General features: G+C 69.9%; 16 protein-coding genes. 12 read left to right on the top strand and 4 right to left on the bottom strand.

Annotated features, from left to right (window positions below):
• Positions 1-3: 3 nt before the first annotated feature.
• Positions 4-906 (bottom strand): UTP--glucose-1-phosphate uridylyltransferase GalU, encoded by a 903-nt coding sequence (galU, locus tag ABZX90_RS14710; RefSeq protein WP_351132116.1) that lies wholly within the window; start codon positions 904-906, stop codon positions 4-6.
• A gap of 133 nt (positions 907-1,039) precedes the next feature.
• On the opposite strand from galU, the gene ABZX90_RS14705 reads away from it, so the two are divergent.
• Entirely contained in the window at positions 1,040-1,615 is a 576-nt protein-coding gene (locus ABZX90_RS14705; protein ID WP_351132118.1) for a 5-formyltetrahydrofolate cyclo-ligase, read from the top strand.
• A gap of 136 nt (positions 1,616-1,751) precedes the next feature.
• On the opposite strand, the gene ABZX90_RS14700 is transcribed toward ABZX90_RS14705, so the two are convergent.
• Entirely contained in the window at positions 1,752-4,511 is a 2,760-nt protein-coding gene (locus ABZX90_RS14700; protein WP_355204851.1) for a penicillin acylase family protein, read from the bottom strand.
• A 185-nt stretch (positions 4,512-4,696) separates the two neighbouring features.
• Between ABZX90_RS14700 and ABZX90_RS14695 the strand changes: the two genes are divergently transcribed.
• The 6 genes from ABZX90_RS14695 to mscL all read left to right on the top strand — a co-directional run bounded on the left by ABZX90_RS14695 (position 4,697) and on the right by mscL (position 10,605).
• A complete protein-coding gene (locus ABZX90_RS14695; RefSeq protein WP_351120327.1) occupies positions 4,697-6,298 on the top strand; it encodes a potassium/proton antiporter in 1,602 nt (533 codons plus the stop codon).
• Between the two features lie 277 nt (positions 6,299-6,575).
• Positions 6,576-7,838: an MFS transporter gene (locus ABZX90_RS14690; RefSeq protein WP_355204848.1), complete on the top strand. Its 1,263-nt coding sequence runs from the start codon at positions 6,576-6,578 to the stop codon at positions 7,836-7,838.
• A gap of 68 nt (positions 7,839-7,906) precedes the next feature.
• The gene (locus ABZX90_RS14685; protein ID WP_351120331.1) at positions 7,907-8,233 is read left to right on the top strand and encodes an FmdB family zinc ribbon protein; all 327 of its coding nucleotides are present in this window, start codon (positions 7,907-7,909) and stop codon (positions 8,231-8,233) included.
• A 149-nt stretch (positions 8,234-8,382) separates the two neighbouring features.
• Entirely contained in the window at positions 8,383-9,261 is an 879-nt protein-coding gene (locus ABZX90_RS14680) for an S-methyl-5'-thioadenosine phosphorylase (protein ID WP_355204845.1), read from the top strand.
• Positions 9,262-9,474: 213 nt separating this feature from the next.
• The gene (locus ABZX90_RS14675; protein ID WP_355204842.1) at positions 9,475-10,020 is read left to right on the top strand and encodes a hypothetical protein; all 546 of its coding nucleotides are present in this window, start codon (positions 9,475-9,477) and stop codon (positions 10,018-10,020) included.
• A 114-nt stretch (positions 10,021-10,134) separates the two neighbouring features.
• Entirely contained in the window at positions 10,135-10,605 is a 471-nt protein-coding gene (mscL, locus tag ABZX90_RS14670) for a large conductance mechanosensitive channel protein MscL (protein WP_351120337.1), read from the top strand.
• A gap of 10 nt (positions 10,606-10,615) precedes the next feature.
• On the opposite strand, the gene ABZX90_RS14665 is transcribed toward mscL, so the two are convergent.
• Entirely contained in the window at positions 10,616-10,798 is a 183-nt protein-coding gene (locus ABZX90_RS14665) for a hypothetical protein (protein ID WP_351120339.1), read from the bottom strand.
• 286 nt (positions 10,799-11,084) lie between these two features.
• On the opposite strand from ABZX90_RS14665, the gene ABZX90_RS14660 reads away from it, so the two are divergent.
• The 4 genes from ABZX90_RS14660 (at position 11,085) to ABZX90_RS14645 (ending at position 15,764) form a co-directional block, all read left to right on the top strand.
• The gene (locus tag ABZX90_RS14660) at positions 11,085-12,320 is read left to right on the top strand and encodes a low temperature requirement protein A (RefSeq protein WP_355204839.1); all 1,236 of its coding nucleotides are present in this window, start codon (positions 11,085-11,087) and stop codon (positions 12,318-12,320) included.
• 116 nt (positions 12,321-12,436) lie between these two features.
• On the top strand, positions 12,437-13,462 hold the full coding sequence (locus ABZX90_RS14655) for a P1 family peptidase (RefSeq protein WP_355204836.1): 1,026 nt from the start codon (positions 12,437-12,439) through the stop codon (positions 13,460-13,462).
• 177 nt (positions 13,463-13,639) lie between these two features.
• Entirely contained in the window at positions 13,640-14,857 is a 1,218-nt protein-coding gene (locus ABZX90_RS14650; protein ID WP_355204833.1) for an Ig-like domain-containing protein, read from the top strand.
• A gap of 157 nt (positions 14,858-15,014) precedes the next feature.
• Positions 15,015-15,764: a DUF6227 family protein gene (locus ABZX90_RS14645; protein WP_351120347.1), complete on the top strand. Its 750-nt coding sequence runs from the start codon at positions 15,015-15,017 to the stop codon at positions 15,762-15,764.
• An 84-nt stretch (positions 15,765-15,848) separates the two neighbouring features.
• On the opposite strand, the gene ABZX90_RS14640 is transcribed toward ABZX90_RS14645, so the two are convergent.
• Positions 15,849-17,390 carry an MFS transporter gene (locus tag ABZX90_RS14640; protein ID WP_351120349.1) on the bottom strand — a complete coding sequence of 514 codons (1,542 nt, stop codon included), beginning with the start codon at positions 17,388-17,390 and terminating at the stop codon, positions 15,849-15,851.
• A gap of 62 nt (positions 17,391-17,452) precedes the next feature.
• Here ABZX90_RS14640 and ABZX90_RS14635 point away from each other — a divergent pair, with 62 nt between their 5' ends.
• Positions 17,453-18,427: a YafY family protein gene (locus ABZX90_RS14635; RefSeq protein WP_355204829.1), complete on the top strand. Its 975-nt coding sequence runs from the start codon at positions 17,453-17,455 to the stop codon at positions 18,425-18,427.
• Positions 18,428-18,439 lie beyond the last annotated feature (12 nt).

The raw sequence follows: 18,439 nt of genomic DNA, 5'->3' as shown, positions 1-18,439 counted from the left end.
TCCCTACATCTCCTCGGCTACGTAACTGCGAAGCCAGGTCCGGAAGTCCGGGCCCAGGTCCTCACGTTCGCATGCGAGTCTGACAATGGCACGCAGGTAGTCGCCACGGTCGCCGGTGTCATAGCGGCGGCCCTTGAAGACGACGCCGTGCACGGGGCCGCCGACCTTCTCGTCCGTGGCGAGCTGCTGGAGGGCGTCGGTGAGCTGGATCTCACCGCCGCGACCCGGCTCGGTCTTGCGCAGTATGTCGAAGATGTGCGGGTCGAGGACGTAGCGCCCGATGATGGCGTAGCTGCTGGGCGCGTCCGCCGTGTCCGGCTTCTCGACCAGGCCGGTCACCTTCACCAGGTCGCCCTCGTCGGTCGCCTCGACGGCGGCGCATCCGTAGAGGTGGATCTGCTCGGGGGCGACCTCCATGAGCGCGATGACGCTGCCGCCGCGCTGCTCCTGGACCTCGACCATGCGGGCCAGCAGGGGGTCGCGGGGGTCGATCAGGTCGTCGCCGAGGAGGACGGCGAAGGGTTCGTGACCGACGTGCGGGGCCGCGCACAGGACGGCGTGACCGAGGCCCTTGGGGTCGCCCTGGCGCACGTAGTGCATGGTCGCGAGGTCGCTGGACTCCTGGACCTTGGCGAGCCGGCCGGCGTCGCCCTTCTTCTGGAGCGCTGATTCGAGCTCGTAGTTGCGGTCGAAGTGGTCTTCGAGGGGGCGCTTGTTGCGGCCGGTGATCATCAGGACGTCGTCAAGACCCGCCGACGCGGCCTCTTCGACCACGTACTGGATCGCCGGCTTGTCGACGACCGGCAGCATCTCCTTGGGAGTGGCCTTGGTGGCCGGCAGGAACCGGGTGCCGAGGCCTGCCGCGGGAATGACAGCCTTACTGATCCTGGGGTGTGACTCAGTCATGTCCGCAACCATAACCGGTGGCTATGTGCAGAATCTGTGGCTCCGGTTAATTCACTGTCATATGAGTGGATTAAGAGAACTACAGGAGTCACCTGTGCGCCATGTCGGACCTGAACCAGAGCCTGACAAGCGAATGTTGCGGCGAGGATTCCTCTCGGTGAGAAACGGGTTGACGGCCGGTGACGTGCGGGAAACCGCCGCCGCCCTCGCCGCCCGCGCTCTGGAGCTGCCCGAACTGGCGCACGCCCGCACGGTGGCGGCGTACGTCTCCGTGGGGAGCGAGCCCGGCACCCTCGCGCTCCTGGACGCACTCCTCACGCGCGGGGTGCGCGTGCTCCTGCCGGTCCTGATGGCGGACAACGACCTGGACTGGGGCGCGTACACCGGGGCGGACTCCCTCGCGCGGGTCCAACACGGCGGGAAAATGGCTCTCTTGGAGCCCGCGGGCGAGCGACTGGGACCGGAGGCCGTCCAGGACGCGGACGCCGTTCTGCTGCCCGGTCTCGCCGTCGACGCGCGCGGGATGCGGCTGGGGCGCGGCGGAGGCTCGTACGACCGTGTGCTGGCCCGCCTGGAGCGCTCGGGCGCCGATCCCGCGCTGGTGGTGCTCCTGTACGACACCGAGGTCGTCGAGCGGGTACCGGAGGAGGCGCACGACCGGCCCGTCCATGCGGTGGTGACCCCCTCGGGCGTGCGCCGTTTCCGCTGACGGACGACGGCAGCGGGCGGCGGGCGGGCCCCGGACGGCGGCCCGTGAACGCGAAGTGGCCCTCCACGCACGCGTGGAGGGCCACTTCCGTGAGGCACGGCTTCAGGGCGTCATGACCTCGACGCCCGTCGGAGCGTCACGGTTCCAGGACCAGGGTGTCGCTCGTCTTCTTGTCGACGGCCTTCTCCGAGAAGGCCCAGGGCAGGAGCTCGCCCTTGGCCCACAGGTCCGTCTGGTCGGTGTAGTGGGCGCTGTAGGCGTGCCCCGAGGCACCGGAGAGGTTGATCCACTTGGACTTGTCGAGGTCCCCGAGGTTGACGACCATCCGCATCGACGGGACCCAGACCACTCCGTAGCCGCCCGCCGCGTTCCAGCCGGTGGCGTTGACCGTCGCCTCGCCGCCGCTGAGCTTCCAGGGGCCGCGGTTGAGCATGTACTGCAGGAAGCGGGGGCCTTCGGTACCGAGGGTCTGGTTCTTCAGGAACAGACGGTGCAGCCGGCCCCAGCTCCAGGTGTCGATGTCCTTGCCGAGCTTGGCGGTCAGCTCCCAGCGGGCGTCGTTCATGGCCCGGCCGAACAGCTCGTCACGGGTGTCGGTCGCCTCGTCGGTGCGCGTCCTGGGCGACTTCCACCAGTCGTTGCCCTCGTCGTCGATGATCTTGCGGACGACCTCGAACCAGCGGTCGCCGCCGTCCGGCTGCGCCTGGTCGGCGTCGCGCTGGCCGCACTCGCGCACCGACTGGTCCTCGTCCGCGGGACCGGTGGTGTCGATCCGCTCGACCCACAGGCACTGGCCCTTGACCCGGATCTCCTTGGGCAGCTTGTTGCCGAAGGAGAGCTTGAGGATGTTGCGCCAGGTGGCATTGAAGTAGGCGGCCGCGGCGGAGTCGGCGTCCTGGGTGTAGTCCCAGCCCTCCAGGAGCTTCTGCGCGTCGCGGACGTCCTTGTCGGCCACGTCGATCTTGAGCAGCTTGGGCACGATCAGCTTGGCGATCTCGCTGCTGTTGTCGAGCTGCATCTGGCGCATGTCGTCGGTCGAGATCTTGGCGCCGCCCTTGGTCTTCGACTCGATCAGGTCGGAGATCCGCTGGCTGCGGGTGCCGTAGCCCCAGTCCGTGGTGAGCGTGTAGGGGTACTTGTCCGGGTCGACGACCGCCTGGTTGGCGGTCACGATGTAGCCGCGCTTGGGGTTGTACTCGTAGGGCAGGGCGGCCTGCTTGATGTAGCCCGTCCAGCGGTACTTGGAGTCCCAGCCGGGCGACGGCAGCGAGCCGTCGTTGCCCTTGGCGCGCGTGGGGATCTTGCCGGGCAACTGGTAGCCGATGTTGCCGTTGCTCCCGGCACCGTCGGCGTAGACCAGGTTCTGGGACGGCACCTCGAAGGACGTGGCCGCCTTGCGGAACTCGCTCCAGTCCGACGCCTTGTCCATCTCGAAGACGGCGTCCATGGAGTTGCCGGGGTCCAGCGCGGTCCAGCGCAGCGCTATCGCGTAGCCGTCGCCGCGGTCGGGCGCCCCCGCGTCGACGGTGGCCTTCTTGCCGACCTTGACCAGTTCGTCGTCACGGTCGGACAGCAGCGGCATCCCGTCGTCGGTCTCCCGGACGACGATCGTCTTGGCGGTACCGCCCGCGACCTTGATCGTTTCCTTGCGGGTCGTGAAGGGCAGCACCTTGCCGTCGTACTCGTAGCCCTGGCCGGTGATCTTCTCCAGGTAGAGGTCGGTGACGTCGACCCCGGAGTTCGTCATGCCCCAGGCGATGTCCTTGTTGTGGCCGATGACCACGCCGGGCATGCCCGCGAATGTGTACCCGGAGACGTCGTACTGGCACTTGGCGGAGACGCTCGTGCAGTGCAGGCCCATCTGGTACCAGACCGACGGCAGCGACGCCGACAGGTGCGGGTCGTTGGCCAGCAGCGGCTTGCCGGTGATGGTGTGGCTTCCCGCGACGACCCAGGAGTTGGAGCCGATGCCGTTGCCGTTCACGCCGACGGCGGTGGGCAGGTCGTCGAGGACGTCGTAGAGGCCCGAGAGCTGGCTCTGGAACCCGGCGGGCGCCTCGGTGCCACCCGTGAGCCCCGTGCCCGCCGTGGACGTCGAGGTGGCGTCGGCCTGGGTGTACGTCCCGGTGACGCTGTCGTACGAGCCCGTCTGGACGATCGTCTTGTTCCGGCTGTACGGGTACTCCGGGTACAGGTCGGCGATCTGCTTCGGACCGAGCCGGCTCGTCATCAGGGAGCGGTCGATCTCCTCCTGCATGTTGCCGCGCAGGTCCCAGGCCATCGCCTTGAGCCAGGCCACCGAGTCGACCGGGGTCCACTCCGTGGGCGTGTAGTCGTTGCTGAACCCGAGGGCCGCGTACTCGAGGGAGATGTCCTCGCCGTCCTTGCCCTTCAGGTAGGCGTTGACTCCCTTGGCGTACGCCTGGAGGTACTTCTTCGTGGAGGCCGACAGCTTGGTGTCGTACTCCTTCTTCGCGACCCGGTCCCAGCCGAGCGTGCGCAGGAACTCGTCGTTCTTGACCTGTCCCTGGCCGAACATCTCGGACAGCCGGCCCGAGGTCATGTGGCGGCGCACGTCCATCTCGTAGAACCGGTCCTGCGCCTGGACGAAGCCCTGGGCCATGAACAGGTCCTCGTCGGACGAGGCGTAGATCTGCGGGATCCCGTTGCCGTCACGCTTCACGTTCACGGGCCCCGACAGACCGTCGAGCTGTATGGAGCCCTTGGTCTGCGGGAAGGAGGCGCGCACAGTGCTGATGCTCCAGTACGCGCCGAAGGCGATGCCTCCGATGATGGCGAGAACCAGGACAATCAAGAACAGTCGGGCTTTGCGCCCCTTCTTCCTGCCGGACTTGCCGGGCTGTTGGCCGGAAGAGGCGGTGGTGTTGGGGGGCATCGCTGTCCTTGCTGTCCTAACGCGAGCGGCAGGCGGTCCTGGAGTGCTGGGGCAACCATAGGCGCAGGGCCAACCGCGCCTTGACGCGGAGTAGGAAACCGGGAAGCACGACTGTTCGATCTTGCCTCCGGGAACGTCAAGAAAGCGTCAAGAGTTAGGTAAGGTAACGAAGTACTTGCACTGAAGTGGCCGGCTTCCGGTGCTCAGATCCGGACGCCTCCCCCGGCGGGACCGGATCGGCGAGAAAGGAACAGCCCCTGACTGTCCACCACCTCAACCAGCTCCTGCTCGTGTGCTCGCTCGTCCTGCTCATCGCGGTGGCGGCGGTCCGGATCTCCTCACGCAGCGGGCTTCCCACGCTGCTCGTCTACCTGGGGATCGGCGTCGCGATAGGCCAGGACGGAGTCGGCGACGTCCACTTCGACAACGCCGAACTGACCCAGGTCATCGGGTACGCGGCCCTGGTCGTGATCCTGGCCGAGGGCGGTCTCGGCACGAAGTGGAAGGAGATCAGACCGGCCCTGCCGGCGGCCTCCTCGCTGGCACTGGTGGGCATCGCGGTGAGCGTGGGCGTCACGGCCTCGGCAGCGCACTACCTGATCGGCCTCGAGTGGCGGCAGGCGCTCATCATCGGGGCGGTGGTCTCCTCGACGGATGCCGCGGCCGTCTTCTCGGTCCTGCGGAAAATCCCCCTCCCCGCGCGCGTGACGGGCATCCTGGAGGCCGAGTCGGGCTTCAACGACGCCCCGGTGGTCATCCTCGTCGTCGCGTTCTCCACCGCGGGACCCGTGGAGCACTGGTACGCGCTGCTCGGTGAGATAGCGCTGGAGCTGACCATCGGCGCCGCCATCGGTATCGCGGTCGGCTGGCTGGGCGCCTACGGACTGCGGCACGTGGCGCTGCCGGCCTCCGGTCTCTACCCGATCGCCGTGATGGCGATCGCGGTCGTGGCCTACGCCGCCGGCGCGCTGGCCCACGGCAGCGGCTTCCTCGCCGTCTACCTCGCCTCCATGCTGCTCGGCAACGCGAAGCTGCCGCACTGGCCCGCCACGCGCGGCTTCGCCGAGGGGCTCGGCTGGATCGCCCAGATCGGCATGTTCGTGCTGCTCGGCCTCCTGGTCACCCCGCACGACATGGGCGACGACATCTGGCCCGCGCTCGTCATCGGCCTGGTGCTGACCATGGTGGCGCGGCCACTGAGCGTCGTCGTCAGCCTGCTGCCGTTCCGCATCCCGTGGCAGGAACAGGCGCTCCTCTCGTGGGCGGGGCTGCGCGGCGCCGTCCCCATCATCCTGGCGACGATCCCGATGGTCAGCGGCATCGCGGAGAGCCGGCGGATCTTCAACATCGTCTTCGTCCTGGTCGTCGTCTACACCCTCATCCAGGGCCCCACACTGCCCTGGCTGGCCCGAAAGCTCCGTCTGGGGGAGTCCGCCGGCGCCGCCGACCTGGGCATCGAATCGGCCCCTCTGGAGCGACTGCGCGGCCATCTGCTGTCCGTCGCGATCCCCAAGGGGTCACGTATGCACGGTGTCGAGGTGGGCGAGCTGCGGCTGCCCGCGGGCGCGGCGGTCACCCTCGTCGTCCGCGACGCGGAGTCCTTCGTACCGATGCCCACAACGGTGCTGCGGCTCGGCGACGAACTGCTGGTGGTGGCCACCGACCCGGTCCGGGACGCGGCCGAGAAGCGGCTGCGCGCGGTGGGCCAGGGCGGCAAGCTCGCCGGCTGGCTGGGCACCGGCGACGGCGGAACGGGACATCAGGCGCGACACCAGACGGGACTGTGAGCGCGCGACACCGCACGGGACGGTGAGGACGACGGCCATTCACAGGCCGCCGGTCCCGGGGTGCTCGTTTTCACAGGCGTGGGAACCATCCACCCCTGTACTATGAAGGCACACCTTGATCGAACCAACTCTGCCTGACGCAGAGCTGGCGCGACCGTATGGCGGCCGTGACGTCCTCCCGCAGGAGGCGCCGGTATCTACCGCAGATCCGCGCAAGAGGACAGCTCTCGGCGCCCCCCGCACGGGCGCGCTACCAGGCGGCAGAAAGGCACGGGCCGTGGCATCCACGGTCACCTCCCGTCCTGGATACGGACAGCTGCTGAGCACCCGCGGCGCCTGGACGTTCCTGCTCCCCGGCTTCGCCGCACGCCAGCCGTTCGCCATGCTGACGATCTCCATCGTGCTGCTCGTGCAGCACACCACCGGCTCGTACGGGGCGGCCGGCGCGGTCGCCGCCGCCACCGGTGTCTCCATGGCTCTGTTCGCGCCCTTCACCGGGCGTCTGGCCGACCGCCACGGACAGCGGGCCGTCCTGCTGCCCGGCGTCCTCGTGCACGCCCTGGCCGGCTTCTCCTTGACCGCGCTCGCGCTGACCGGCGCCCCCTTGTGGGCGCTTTTCGTCGCCGCCGTACCGACCGGCGCCTCGGTGCCGCAGATCGGGCCCATGGTGCGCGCCCGCTGGGGCGTGAAGCTTCAGGGCTCGCCCCTGATGACGACCGCGGCGGCCTTCGAGTCCGTCACGGACGAGCTGACCTTCGTCTTCGGCCCGCTGCTCGCCACCGCGCTGTGCACGGCCGTCGACCCCGCCGCCGGCCTGCTGACCGAGGCCTCACTGACCCTGGTCGGCGGTCTGCTGTTCGCCGCGCAGAAGAGCACCCAGCCCTCGGTCACCGTCGACAAGCACGCGCGCGTGGAGCACGGTTCCGCTCTGCGGATCCCCGGCGTACGCGTTCTGATCGTGACCTTCCTGGGCATCGGCGCCGTCTTCGGCGGCATGCAGGTCTCGCTGGCCGCGTACAGCGAGTCGATCGGCGAGCCCGGCCTGAACGGCGTCCTGTACGGCGTCTTCGCGGCGGGCAACATGCTCTCCGGCATCGTCTGCGGCGCCGTCGCCTGGAAGGTGGCCCCGCAGCGCCGGCTCGTCCTCGGGTACGCCGCCCTCGCGCTGGCCGCCTCCGGACTGTGGGCGGCGAACTCGGTGATCGTGCTCGCTGGCCTCGGTCTTGTGGTCGGTATGTGTATCGCCCCGACCTTGATCACCGGCTACACCCTGGTCGAGAGCCTGGTTCCGCAGGGCGCCCGCACCGAGGCCTTCACCTGGCTCACCGGCGCCGTCGCGCTCGGCCAGGCGGCGGCCGTCACGGTCGCCGGACAGCTGGAGGACCGGCTCTGGGGCGGCGCCGGTTTCCTGGTGCCGATGGCCGGTACGGCACTGGCTCTGGCGACCCTGGTGGCACTGCGTTCACGCCTCACCACACGGGCCCCGAGCCGGGCCGTCGCACGTGGCATCGGTCACCGAGTGCCGGTGACAGTGGACTGATCTCGCGGAATACGTCAGTATGGACCGTCGTTAGCACTCATTGAGTGAGAGTGCCAGGAGGAAGACAAGTGCCGACCTACCAGTACCAGTGCACCGCGTGTGGCGAGGGCCTCGAGGCGGTGCAGAAGTTCACCGATGACGCCCTGACCGAGTGCCCCGACTGCAGCGGCCGCCTGAAGAAGGTGTTCTCGGCCGTCGGCATTGTCTTCAAGGGCTCCGGCTTCTACCGCAATGACAGCCGCGGCTCCTCGTCGAGCACGTCGCCGGCGTCGAAGCCTGCGACGTCCACCTCGTCGTCGGACTCGAAGTCGTCGTCGTCGACGTCCTCATCATCGTCGTCGTCATCGTCCTCGAAGTCGTCGGGCACCGGCTCGTCGAGCAGCTCCGCCGCGTAGGGCCACCTCGGTCCGCCGAGGTTCCCGCCCCGGCCCCGCCCCGCCGTCTCCGGCATCGCGAGGCCTCATGAGGCTCGTTTCCACGGGACCCCGTCGTCGTACGACGACGGGGTCTTCGGCGTTCTCCCGTCCCGGCTAGGGTGCCGTCCATGGCGAACACGGAGAACCCACAGACCCCGGACGGGGAGCAGCCGACGGCCGGGGCCGAGATCGGCGTCATCGGCGGCTCGGGCTTCTACTCCTTCCTCGACGACGTGACCGAGCTACAGGTGGACACCCCTTACGGGCCGCCCAGCGACTCCCTGTTCCTCGGCGAGATCGCCGGCCGACGGGTCGCCTTCCTCCCCCGCCACGGCCGCGGCCACCATCTGCCGCCGCACCGCATCAACTACCGGGCCAACCTGTGGGCGCTGCGCTCCGTCGGCGCGCGCCAGATCCTCGGCCCCTGCGCCGTGGGCGGGCTGCGTCCGGAGTACGGGCCCGGGACCCTGCTCGTTCCGGACCAGTTCGTGGACCGTACGAAATCGCGGCCCCAGTCCTACTTCGACGGGCTGCCGCTGCCGGACGGCTCGGTGCCGAACGTGGTGCACGTGTCGCTGGCCGACCCGTACTGCCCCGTCGGACGCGAGGCCGCCCTGGAGGCGGCGCGCGGACGGGACTGGGAGGCGGTGGACGGCGGCACGCTCGTGGTCATAGAGGGTCCGCGGTTCTCCACGCGGGCCGAATCGCTCTGGCACCAGGGGCAGGGCTGGTCGGTGGTCGGTATGACCGGGCACCCCGAGGCCGCGCTCGCCCGTGAACTGGAGCTCTGCTACACGTCGTTGACACTGGTCACCGACCTCGACGCGGGCGCCGAGACCGGCGGGGGCGTCTCGCACGACGACGTGCTGAAGGTGTTCGCGGCGAATGTGGACCGGTTGCGGGACGTGCTCTTCGACGCGGTCGCGGGACTGCCGGCGAACGGAACGCGGGACTGCCTGTGCACGACGGCGCTGGGCGGGATGGATCCGGGCTTCGAACTGCCGTGACGGCGGCCGGGGCGGTCGCGGGGGCCCTCGTCGCCGCAGAGGTTCTCGCCGTGGCGGGGGCACGGCTTGTCGGGTCGGAGCAGGGGCGGAACTTCCCGTTCGGGTGAGGGAGTTGTCCACAACCCGTCGGTGATCCACCGGCTCCGGCGGACTTCGCCGCGAAGCCTCATCGTGGGACCGCAAGCCGATCCCTCGTCGCAGGTGGTGGTCACCATGGCACAGCACGCTCCCCTCGTCCGCCCGCCCGGCGCCGACGCGCCTCCGACCTGCGAGGTGCCGCACTTCGCTCCCGTCCACGTGCGGGGCGGGCGGTATCAGTTGCGGCGCCTCGCACGGCACCGGAGGCGGGCGATCGCCGCGGGCCTGGCGATGACGGCGGCCGCCCTCGTGGCGGCCGGCCCGGGCAATGCCGAGCGGGCGCGCGGGCACCCGGCGTCCGCTCCCCCTGCCACGTCCGCGTCCACCGCGGCTTCCGCACGGGTACGCGGGCCGCGGGCGGTCGAGACGGTGACGGCGCCCGTCCGGATCGCCGACGGCGCCACGGTGAGCCTGTTGCGTCCCGGCGACCGGGTCGACGTCATCGCGGCGGACAGCGGCGGCGAAGTACGGGTGGTCGCGACCGGGGCGCGGGTCACCGAGGTTCCGGACGTGGGCGCCACCGACACCGGAGCGCTGGTCGTCCTGTCCGTCCCGCGCACGACGGCCGCACGACTGGCCGGCGCCGGCACCACGTCACGGCTGGCGGTGACGCTGCGATGAGTGCCGAAATCATGTCAAGCCCCTCGTTCGAGCTACCCAATTGGACAGGCACGACACGCCCTGCCGTAGGTTGCGGAGCTGTTTGTTCCACAACTTGTGCAGAGGGGCCTCCTGGTGAGCGACAACAAGCAGCCCAGCGTCTGGGAGGGCTTCAAGGCCTTTCTGATGCGTGGCAACGTCATCGACCTGGCCGTCGCCGTGGTCATCGGCGCGGCCTTCACCAACATCGTCAACTCCGTGGTGAAGGGCATCATCAACCCGCTGGTCGGCGCTGTCGGGACGAAGAACCTCGACAGTTACTACTACTGCCTGAAGAGCCCGTGTACGGGCACCGGGGAAACCGCCACGGGCATCCGCATCATGTGGGGCTCGGTGCTGGGCGCCACGCTCAGCTTCGTGATCACCGCGGCCGTCGTCTACTTCCTGATGGTGCTGCCGATGGCCAAGTTCCTGGCCAGGCAGGCGGCTCGCCAGAAGGCGAAGGAAAGCACGAAGGAGGTCATCGAGGTGTCGGAGCTGGAGGTCCTGAAGGAGATCCGCGACGCGATGGTCGCGCAGCGCGGTTCGGGACACCGCGAGCACTGACGGGCCGGGCTCAGATGTGGTGGGGCGGCTTCTCGTCGAGGAAGCGCTTCAGGTCGGCGGCACTGTCACCCGTGCTGTCGGCCCGCTCACCCCACCCACGGTCCGTATCGTCCGAGGACGGCTGGCTCAACGGATCGTCGAAGTCCAGTGCCGGCTTCGGATCGCGCGGTTCGGGGGCGGGGGCGGGACTCATGCCCCAAGGGTACGCCGCGGGGGTGGCGGCCCACCCCGGCCCGGCCGGTCACCTCGGCGGAACGGCGGGCGCACGACCGCCAGGAGCGGGTGCGCGGCCCGGGTCCCCGGCCAGAGACCCCGCGCCGGGTCTCGGCGTCCGTGAGGAGCCCCGAAGGTCCTCGGGTCCGGCGGATCCGGATCCCCTCGACGCGTCTGACCTGGCATCCCGTCGGGCTTTCGACCCGAGGGCCGCTTGTGAACGCATTCACAAGAATTTCCGGGACTTTTCTGCTGTGCTTGGCCGTATGACGTCCCGTTCCACTCCGGAGTCCGCCGCGGCGCCACGGCCCGCGGGCCATCGGCCACTGCGCAGAATGACCGCACGCGGCCGCGACGAGGCGCACCGCGTCGCGTCGCCGCTGGAGCTCTTCTTCGACCTGTGTTTCGTGGTGGCCATCGCCCAGGCCGGCGCCCAACTCGTGCACGCCGTGGCGGAAGGGCATGCGGGTGAGGGCATCCTCGACTACGCGATGATCTTCTTCGCGATCTGGTGGGCGTGGATGAACTTCAGCTGGTTCGCCTCGGCGTACGACAACGACGACGTGCTCTACCGGGTCGTCACCCTGGTGCAGATCGCCGGCGTCCTGGTGCTCGCGGCCGGGGTGTCGCAGGCGTTCGAGAGCCATGACTTCCTGATCGTCTGGCTCGGCTACGCCATCATGCGGTTCGCGATGATCGCGCAGTGGCTGCGGGTGGCACGGTCCACCGACGGGACCGAGAGAACCATGGCGCTGCGGTACGCGGGCGGCGTGCTGCTGTGCCAGGTCGGCTGGCTCGGTCTGCTGATCGCGCCGGAGCCGGGCCGCCCGTGGGTGTTCCTGGTGGTGGCGATCGCCGAGTTGTGCGTCCCGGTCTTCGCGGAGAAGGACTTCACCTCCTCCTGGCATCCGCGCCACATCTCCGAGCGGTACGGACTGTTCACGATCATCGTGCTGGGCGAGACGATCGCCGCGGCCACCGTCGCGGTGAAGTCGGCCGTGGACGAGCACGACGCGCTGGGCGAGCTGTTGCCCATCGCCGGGGGCGGGCTGCTGATCGTGTTCTCCGCCTGGTGGATCTATTTCGTGGTGCCGATCCACGGGCATCTGCGGTCCAGCGGGCAGGCGTTCCTGTGGGGGTACGGCCACTATCTGATCTTCGCGTCGGCGGCCGCGATCGGTGCGGGGCTGGAGGTCGCCGTGGAGCAGACCGTCGGCACGGCGCACATCTCGGAGCTCTCGGCGTCCGCCGCGGTGACGCTGCCGACCGCGCTGTACTTCCTCGCCGTCTGGGCGCTCCACTCCCGCTACTTCAAGGTCGGCATCGCCCAGCAGGTCGTACTGCCGGCCACCGCCCTGCTCGTCATCCTGTGCACCTTCCTGGGCGACTGGGCGGTGCTCGCCTCGGGCATCGTCTCGGCACTGGCCGTGGCGGTCGGGGTAGTGATGACGACGCGGATGGTGGCGCGGGAATCGGTGAGGAGCGCGGCGGAGGGCGCGTAAGGGCGGAGGGCGCGTAAAGAGGGAGGCGCGCCGCCGGAGTCGGCGCGCGGCTGCTGGCCGTAGGGCTGCAGCGGGCCGTACCACTCTCGCGGCTTGAGGCCGGGAACACTGGGCCCATGACAGTTGACGCTCTGACGGATGTCGCCGGTCTGCGGGTGGGACACGCGACGCGTACCGGCGACGGTTGGCTCACGGGGACGACGGTGGTGCTCGCCCCTGAAGGAGGTGCGATCGCCGCGGTGGACGTGCGCGGCGGCGGGCCCGGCACCAAGGAGACGGACGCGCTCGATCCGCGCAACCTCGTGCAGAAGATCGAGGCGGTCGTCCTGACCGGCGGCAGCGCGTACGGGCTGGACGCGGCGTCGGGTGTGATGGCGTGGCTGGAGGAGCGGGGACGCGGGGTGCGCGTGGGGCCCGACCCCACGCACGTCGTGCCCGTCGTGCCCGCCGCCTGTGTCTTCGATCTCGGGCGCGGCGGCGAGTTCCGGTCCCGGCCGGGCGCCGCCGACGGACGGGCCGCGGTCGAGGCGGCCGACGCGAGTGAGCTGTGCGCGCCGGTGGGCGAGGGAGGCGTGGGCGCCGGCACCGGGGCGGTGGTCGGGCAGATCAAGGGCGGGGTCGGGACGGCGAGCGCCGTGCTGGAGTCGGGCATCACGGTGGCCGCGTTGGTGGTGGCCAACGCGGCGGGCTCGGTGGTGGAGCCGGAAACGGGGGCGCTGTACGGGGAATTGACGCGAGGAATGACGGCGCGTCCGTCGGCGGCGGTGCGCGAGGCCGCCCGGCGGCGGCTCGCGGAGGCCGCCGCGAGGAACGCGCCGCCCCCGTTGAACACCACGCTCGCCGTCGTCGCCACCGACGCCGATCTGACGCGGGCACAGGCGCAGAAGCTCGCGGGTACGGCGCACGACGGGATCGCTCGGGCCGTGCGGCCGGTCCATCTGCTGAACGACGGGGACACGGTGTTCGCGCTGGCCACGGGTGCCCGGCCGCTGGCCGCCGAGAACCCTCTCGCGCTCAACGAGATCCTCGCGGCGGGCGCGGACCTGGTGACGCGCGCGATCGTGCGTGCCGTACGTGCCGCGGAGTCGGTGGACGGGCCGGGCGGGGCGTGGCCGTCGTACGAGGAGCTCTACGGGTCGTAGGAGGAGCTCCGGGAAGGACGGTGGACGGGCGGTGGACGGGCGGTGGACGGGCGATTGTCCCGGTTCTGTCACGTGATCGTCTTCGGCTCGGGTCGACGGGAACCCGGTGCATCGCCGCTCGCTCTCTCTCCACGTACTGGAGCGGATCACGCATACGACGAGAACTGGGAGCAGCCCGTGACAACGCCGGACAGGACAGCACGTGCACTGGGGGCCTGTGCCGCCCTGGTGATCGGCGCCCTCACCCTCACCGCATGCGGGGGCGACGCCAGCGCCGACAGCAAGAGCGGCGCGGACGGCGGTAACGCGAGCAGGACGTCCACGGCGAAGATCGCCATCTCGGCGAAGGACGGCTCGACGAGCGCGTCCATCAACGCGACCGGGGTGAAGGTCAGCGGCGGCAGGCTGACCGACGTGAAGATGACGGTGGCCGGGAGCGGGACGGCCGTGCCCGGGGCGATATCCGCGAACGGCGGCTCCTGGAAGCCTAAGGAGCAACTGGAGCGGGGGACGAAGTATCAGATCTCCGCCACGGCGAAGGACGCGAACGGGCGGACCGCGGCGGCGAACTCGATCTTCACCACGGTCTCGTCGAGCAACAGCTTCATCGGGACGTACACGCCGGACAACGGCTCCACCGTCGGTGTCGGCATGCCGGTCTCGTTCACCTTCGACAAGGCGATCGGCGACAAGAAGGCCGTGCAGTCCCACATCACGGTCACGTCCAGCAGTGGGCAGCGGGTCGTGGGCCACTGGTTCGGGGCGCAGCGCCTCGACTTCCGGCCCGCGGAGTACTGGAAGGCCGGCTCCAAGGTCACGATGAAGATCGCCCTGGACGGCGTCCAGGGTGCGAACGGCGTGTACGGCGTGCAGAAGAAGACGGTCACGTTCACCGTCGGCCGTTCCCAGGTGTCCACGGTCGACGTCGGCACGCAGACCATGACGGTCGTGCGCGACGGCAAGACCCTCAAGAGCGTCCCGATCTCGGCGGGCAGCCCCGAACACACCACGTACAACGGGCAGATGGTGATCTCGGAGAAGTTCGCCCAGACACGGATGAACGGCTCGACGGTCGGATACGGCGGCGAGTACGACATCCCCGACGTGCCGCACGCGATGCGTCTGACGTCCTCGGGGACGTTCATCCACGGCAACTACTGGTACAACCGCGGGAATCCGCCGTTCGGCCGACAGGGCACCAGCCACGGCTGTGTGGGCCTCGCCGACGTCCAGGGCGCGCAGGGGGACACGACCGCCAAGTGGTTCTACGACAACTCGCTCGTCGGGGACGTCGTGACCGTCAAGAACTCGCCCGACAAGACCGTCTCACCGGACAACGGGCTCAACGGCTGGAACCTTTCGTGGAGCGCGTGGACCGCGGGAAGTGCCGTCTGACGAGGGCCTTTTGACGCCCGGGTGGGCCGCGCGGGAACTTGCCGCGAGGCCCGCCCGTTTTCCGTCCGTACGTTTTCTCGGTTCGCGGACATGATGTCCGACCGAGGGGCTACGGTATGCACCCACAAGGTGACATGCAGCAACGCCGGGAGAAACCTTGAGCGTTCCGTACGAGACAGCAGCGTACGAACCACCCGAGTCGCCCGAGTCTCCGGAGGAGCATCTCGCGCGACTTCTGGGCCGCGCCCTGAACTCGTTCGAGCTGCCCGACGAGACGATACGGCGACTCGACTGCGCGCTGGCGCACGACAGCTCGCTGCACTCCGCGCACCACAGCGCGGGGCTGCACCGGGAGACGTACCGGCACACGTGGCTGCTCGCCGACGGTTCCGCCGTCACGCTGTGGGAGCTGGTGCACAACACGGCGACCGGCCGCGATGCTCAGCACGAGGTCTACGCCGACGAGGAGGAGTTGCGGGCCGCCACGGCCCGGCTCCCGCTCCCGCCGGACGCGCCGGACTTCGAACTGCCCGTGTTCGTGCAGTTGTCGGCGATCCCCGAGCCGCGTCACACCTACGTGCCCGACGACTCCGCCGATCACGCGCGCCGGCTCCTGCGGCGCGCGGAGAATCCGGACCGGCCGGGCGCCGACCTCACGACGCTCCTGCTCCGGGAGGCGTTCGCGCACCAGATCACGCAGGCCTTCGGCCGCCCCTGCCGGGCCGGACAGGCGGGGCTGTGCTTCTCGCTCTACGAACACGCGTTCCTGTTGCGCGACGGACAGGAGATCTCCCTGTGGGAGGTCGAGCACACGGCGACGCCCGACCGACGCCACATGTGCGAGGTGTACGCGACCGAGGACGCGGCCCGCGACGCGATGGAACGGCGCGCGGCACGACTGGGCTGACGTCCGAAGGGGCCCCGGCACCTGAGGTGCTGGGGCCCCTTCGGTTTCGGACCTCCACGTCGCGCGGGTGATCCCGGACGGGAATCAGCCGACGAACTCCGGCTTGCGACCCTGGTCCTGGTCCTTCGTGACCGTCTCGTCCTCCGCCCCCTCCACATGCTGCGCCGGCTGCTTCGGCAGCGCGAACATCAGCAGGAAGATGACGGCCAGCACCGCGGCGACCCAGCCCAGCGCGTGCTCGAAGGCGTTCGCGAAGGCCGGGCCCACCTGGGCGGCGGTCAGGCGGTCGCTGATCTCGCCGAAGAAGACGACCGAGACCAGGCCGAGGCCGAGCGCGTTGCCCATCTGCTGCACGGTGTTGATCAGGCCCGACGCCGAGCCGGCGTGCTCACGGGGGACCTCCGAGAGCACCGCGTCCGTCAGCGGGGCGACGATGAAGCCCATGCCCGCTCCCATGACCACCAGCGGAAGGGCCATCTGCCAGGAGGCGATGGACATGCCGTAGCGGTCGGACTCCCAGATGTAGAGCAGGACTCCGAGCGCCATGATCAGGGCGCCCGCCTGGAGGACCTTGCGCCCGAAGCGCGGGACGAGGAGTTGTACCGACATGCCCGCCGCCGCAGAGACGGCGATCGAGAACGGCACCCCGGTCAGACCGGCACGCAGCAGGCTCCAGCCCAGGCCGATCTGCATGTACAGCGTCCAGACCAGGAAGAAGATGCCGAGCGCGATACCGAAGACGGTCTGCACGGCGATGCCCGCCGCGAAGCTCTTCACCTTGAACAGCGACAGCTCGACCAGCGGCGAACCGTCCCGCGCCGTCTTCCGCTTCTCGTACGCGACCAGCGCCGCGAAGACCACGAATGCCCCGGCCATCGACAGGTAACCCCACAGCGGCCAGCCCAGCTCCCGGCCGCGGGTCAGCGGGTAGAGCAGCATCAGCAGGCCGAGCGTGACGAGGGCGACGCCGACGAGGTCGAGCTTGAGGGCCTGCGGGGCCTTGGACTCGCTGATGAAGCGGCGGCCCAGGATCAGCGCGGCGATACCGACCGGCAGGTTGATGAGGAAGATCGGCCGCCATTCCAGGCCGAAGAGGTTCCACTCCGTGAGCAGGGCGCCGAGGAGCGGACCCGAGACCGCGCCCAGGCCGACGATCGCGCCGAAGAGGCCGAAGACCTTGCCCCGCTCGTGCGCCGGGAAGGTGGCGTGCACGATCGACAGCACCTGCGGCACCATCATCGCGGCCATGGCGCCCTGCAGAATGCGCGAGGCGACGAGCATCTCCGGGTTCGCCGCGAAGCCGCACAGCGCCGACGCGATCGTGAAACCGGCTATGCCGAGGAGGAAGAGCCGCTTGCGGCCGTGGATGTCGCCGAGCCGTCCACCGGTGATGAGTCCCGCGGCGAAGGCTAGGGCATAGCCCGCGGTGATCCACTGGATCTGGCTGAACGAGGCGCCCGCGTCCCGCTGAATCGAAGGGATCGCGATGTTGACGATCGTGACGTCGACCAGGTCCATGAAGGCCGCGGTCATCACGATGGCGAGGGCGAACCAGCGCCGTCGGTCGGCGGCGGCGCCGGGTGCCGGGCTGCTGAGAGCTGTCTCAGAGGTGTCGGTGGAGGTCATGCAGTAAAGCTAAGGCCTGATTAGGTCAGATCGTGTCCTAGTTCTGCGGCACCCTGGAAAACATGACGACCGATACACCGGCCAGGCTCCTCCAGCTCCTCTCCCTCCTCCAGACGCCCCGCGAATGGCCTGGCGGCGAGCTGTCCGAGCGCCTCGGGGTGTCCCGGCGCACGGTTCGCCGCGACATCGACCGGCTCCGCGAACTGGGCTATCCGGTGCAGGCGAGCAAGGGAGCGGACGGCGGATACCGCTTGGTTGCGGGCAAGGCGCTGCCGCCGCTGGTGCTCGACGACGAGGAGGCCGTGGCGATCGCGGTGGGCCTGCGGGCCGGCGCCGGGCACGCGGTCGCGGGCGTGGACGAGGCCTCCGTACGGGCCCTCGCCAAGCTGGAACAGGTGCTGCCGTCCCGGCTGCGGCACCGCGTGTCCACGCTCCAGGCCGCGACCACACCCCTGACCAGCGGAGACGGGGCGAGCATCGCGCCCGAGACGCTGACCGTGATGGCGTCGAGCGTGGCCGGACGGGAGCGGCTGCGGTTCGCGTACCGCTCGGGGGACGGGACGCCGTCGAGGCGGCTGACCGAGCCGTACCGGCTGGTCTCCACCGGCCGCCGCTGGTACCTCGTCGCGTACGACCTCGACCGCGAGGACTGGCGGACGTTCCGCGTCGACCGGGTGACCGAGCCGTTCGCGACGGGAACCCGGTTCACACCTCGCGACCTGCCGACCGGCGACGCCGCCGAATACCTGCGGCAGACGATGTACCGGCGTCAGGAGACGTACGCGTTCGATGTCACGTTCGCCGCACCGGCCGATTTCGTCGCGGCGCGCGTGCCCGCGTGGGTCGGCGCGCCCGAGCCGATCGACGAGCACACCTGCCGCCTGCGCGCCTCCGCCAGTGACTCGGTGGAATGGCTCGCGATACGGCTCGCGATGGTCGACTGCGAGTTCACGGTCCGGGAGCCGCGAGAACTGGCGGAGTACGTGAGGGACTTGGGGGCGCGGCTGAGCCGGGCGGGGAGCCGTTCCGCGGACTGACGGCACCGGCCG

The organism is Streptomyces sp. NPDC002935 (assembly GCF_040611295.1).
Lineage (GTDB): Bacteria > Actinomycetota > Actinomycetes > Streptomycetales > Streptomycetaceae > Streptomyces.
The sequence above is the reverse complement of the archived record's forward strand: the minus strand, read 5'-3'. Positions and strand labels throughout refer to the sequence as shown.

What these genes read in the sequence shown, in the direction of transcription:
- galU (WP_351132116.1), bottom strand. Translation starts at nt 906, where the DNA reads ATGACTGAGTCACACCCCAGGATCAGTAAGGCTGTCATTCCCGCGGCA.
- ABZX90_RS14705 (WP_351132118.1), top strand. Translation starts at nt 1,040, where the DNA reads ATGTTGCGGCGAGGATTCCTCTCGGTGAGAAACGGGTTGACGGCCGGT.
- ABZX90_RS14700 (WP_355204851.1), bottom strand. Translation starts at nt 4,511, where the DNA reads ATGCCCCCCAACACCACCGCCTCTTCCGGCCAACAGCCCGGCAAGTCC.
- ABZX90_RS14680 (WP_355204845.1), top strand. Translation starts at nt 8,383, where the DNA reads ATGGCGAACACGGAGAACCCACAGACCCCGGACGGGGAGCAGCCGACG.
- ABZX90_RS14675 (WP_355204842.1), top strand. Translation starts at nt 9,475, where the DNA reads ATGGCACAGCACGCTCCCCTCGTCCGCCCGCCCGGCGCCGACGCGCCT.
- ABZX90_RS14665 (WP_351120339.1), bottom strand. Translation starts at nt 10,798, where the DNA reads ATGAGTCCCGCCCCCGCCCCCGAACCGCGCGATCCGAAGCCGGCACTG.
- ABZX90_RS14660 (WP_355204839.1), top strand. Translation starts at nt 11,085, where the DNA reads ATGACGTCCCGTTCCACTCCGGAGTCCGCCGCGGCGCCACGGCCCGCG.
- ABZX90_RS14655 (WP_355204836.1), top strand. Translation starts at nt 12,437, where the DNA reads ATGACAGTTGACGCTCTGACGGATGTCGCCGGTCTGCGGGTGGGACAC.
- ABZX90_RS14640 (WP_351120349.1), bottom strand. Translation starts at nt 17,390, where the DNA reads ATGACCTCCACCGACACCTCTGAGACAGCTCTCAGCAGCCCGGCACCC.
- ABZX90_RS14635 (WP_355204829.1), top strand. Translation starts at nt 17,453, where the DNA reads ATGACGACCGATACACCGGCCAGGCTCCTCCAGCTCCTCTCCCTCCTC.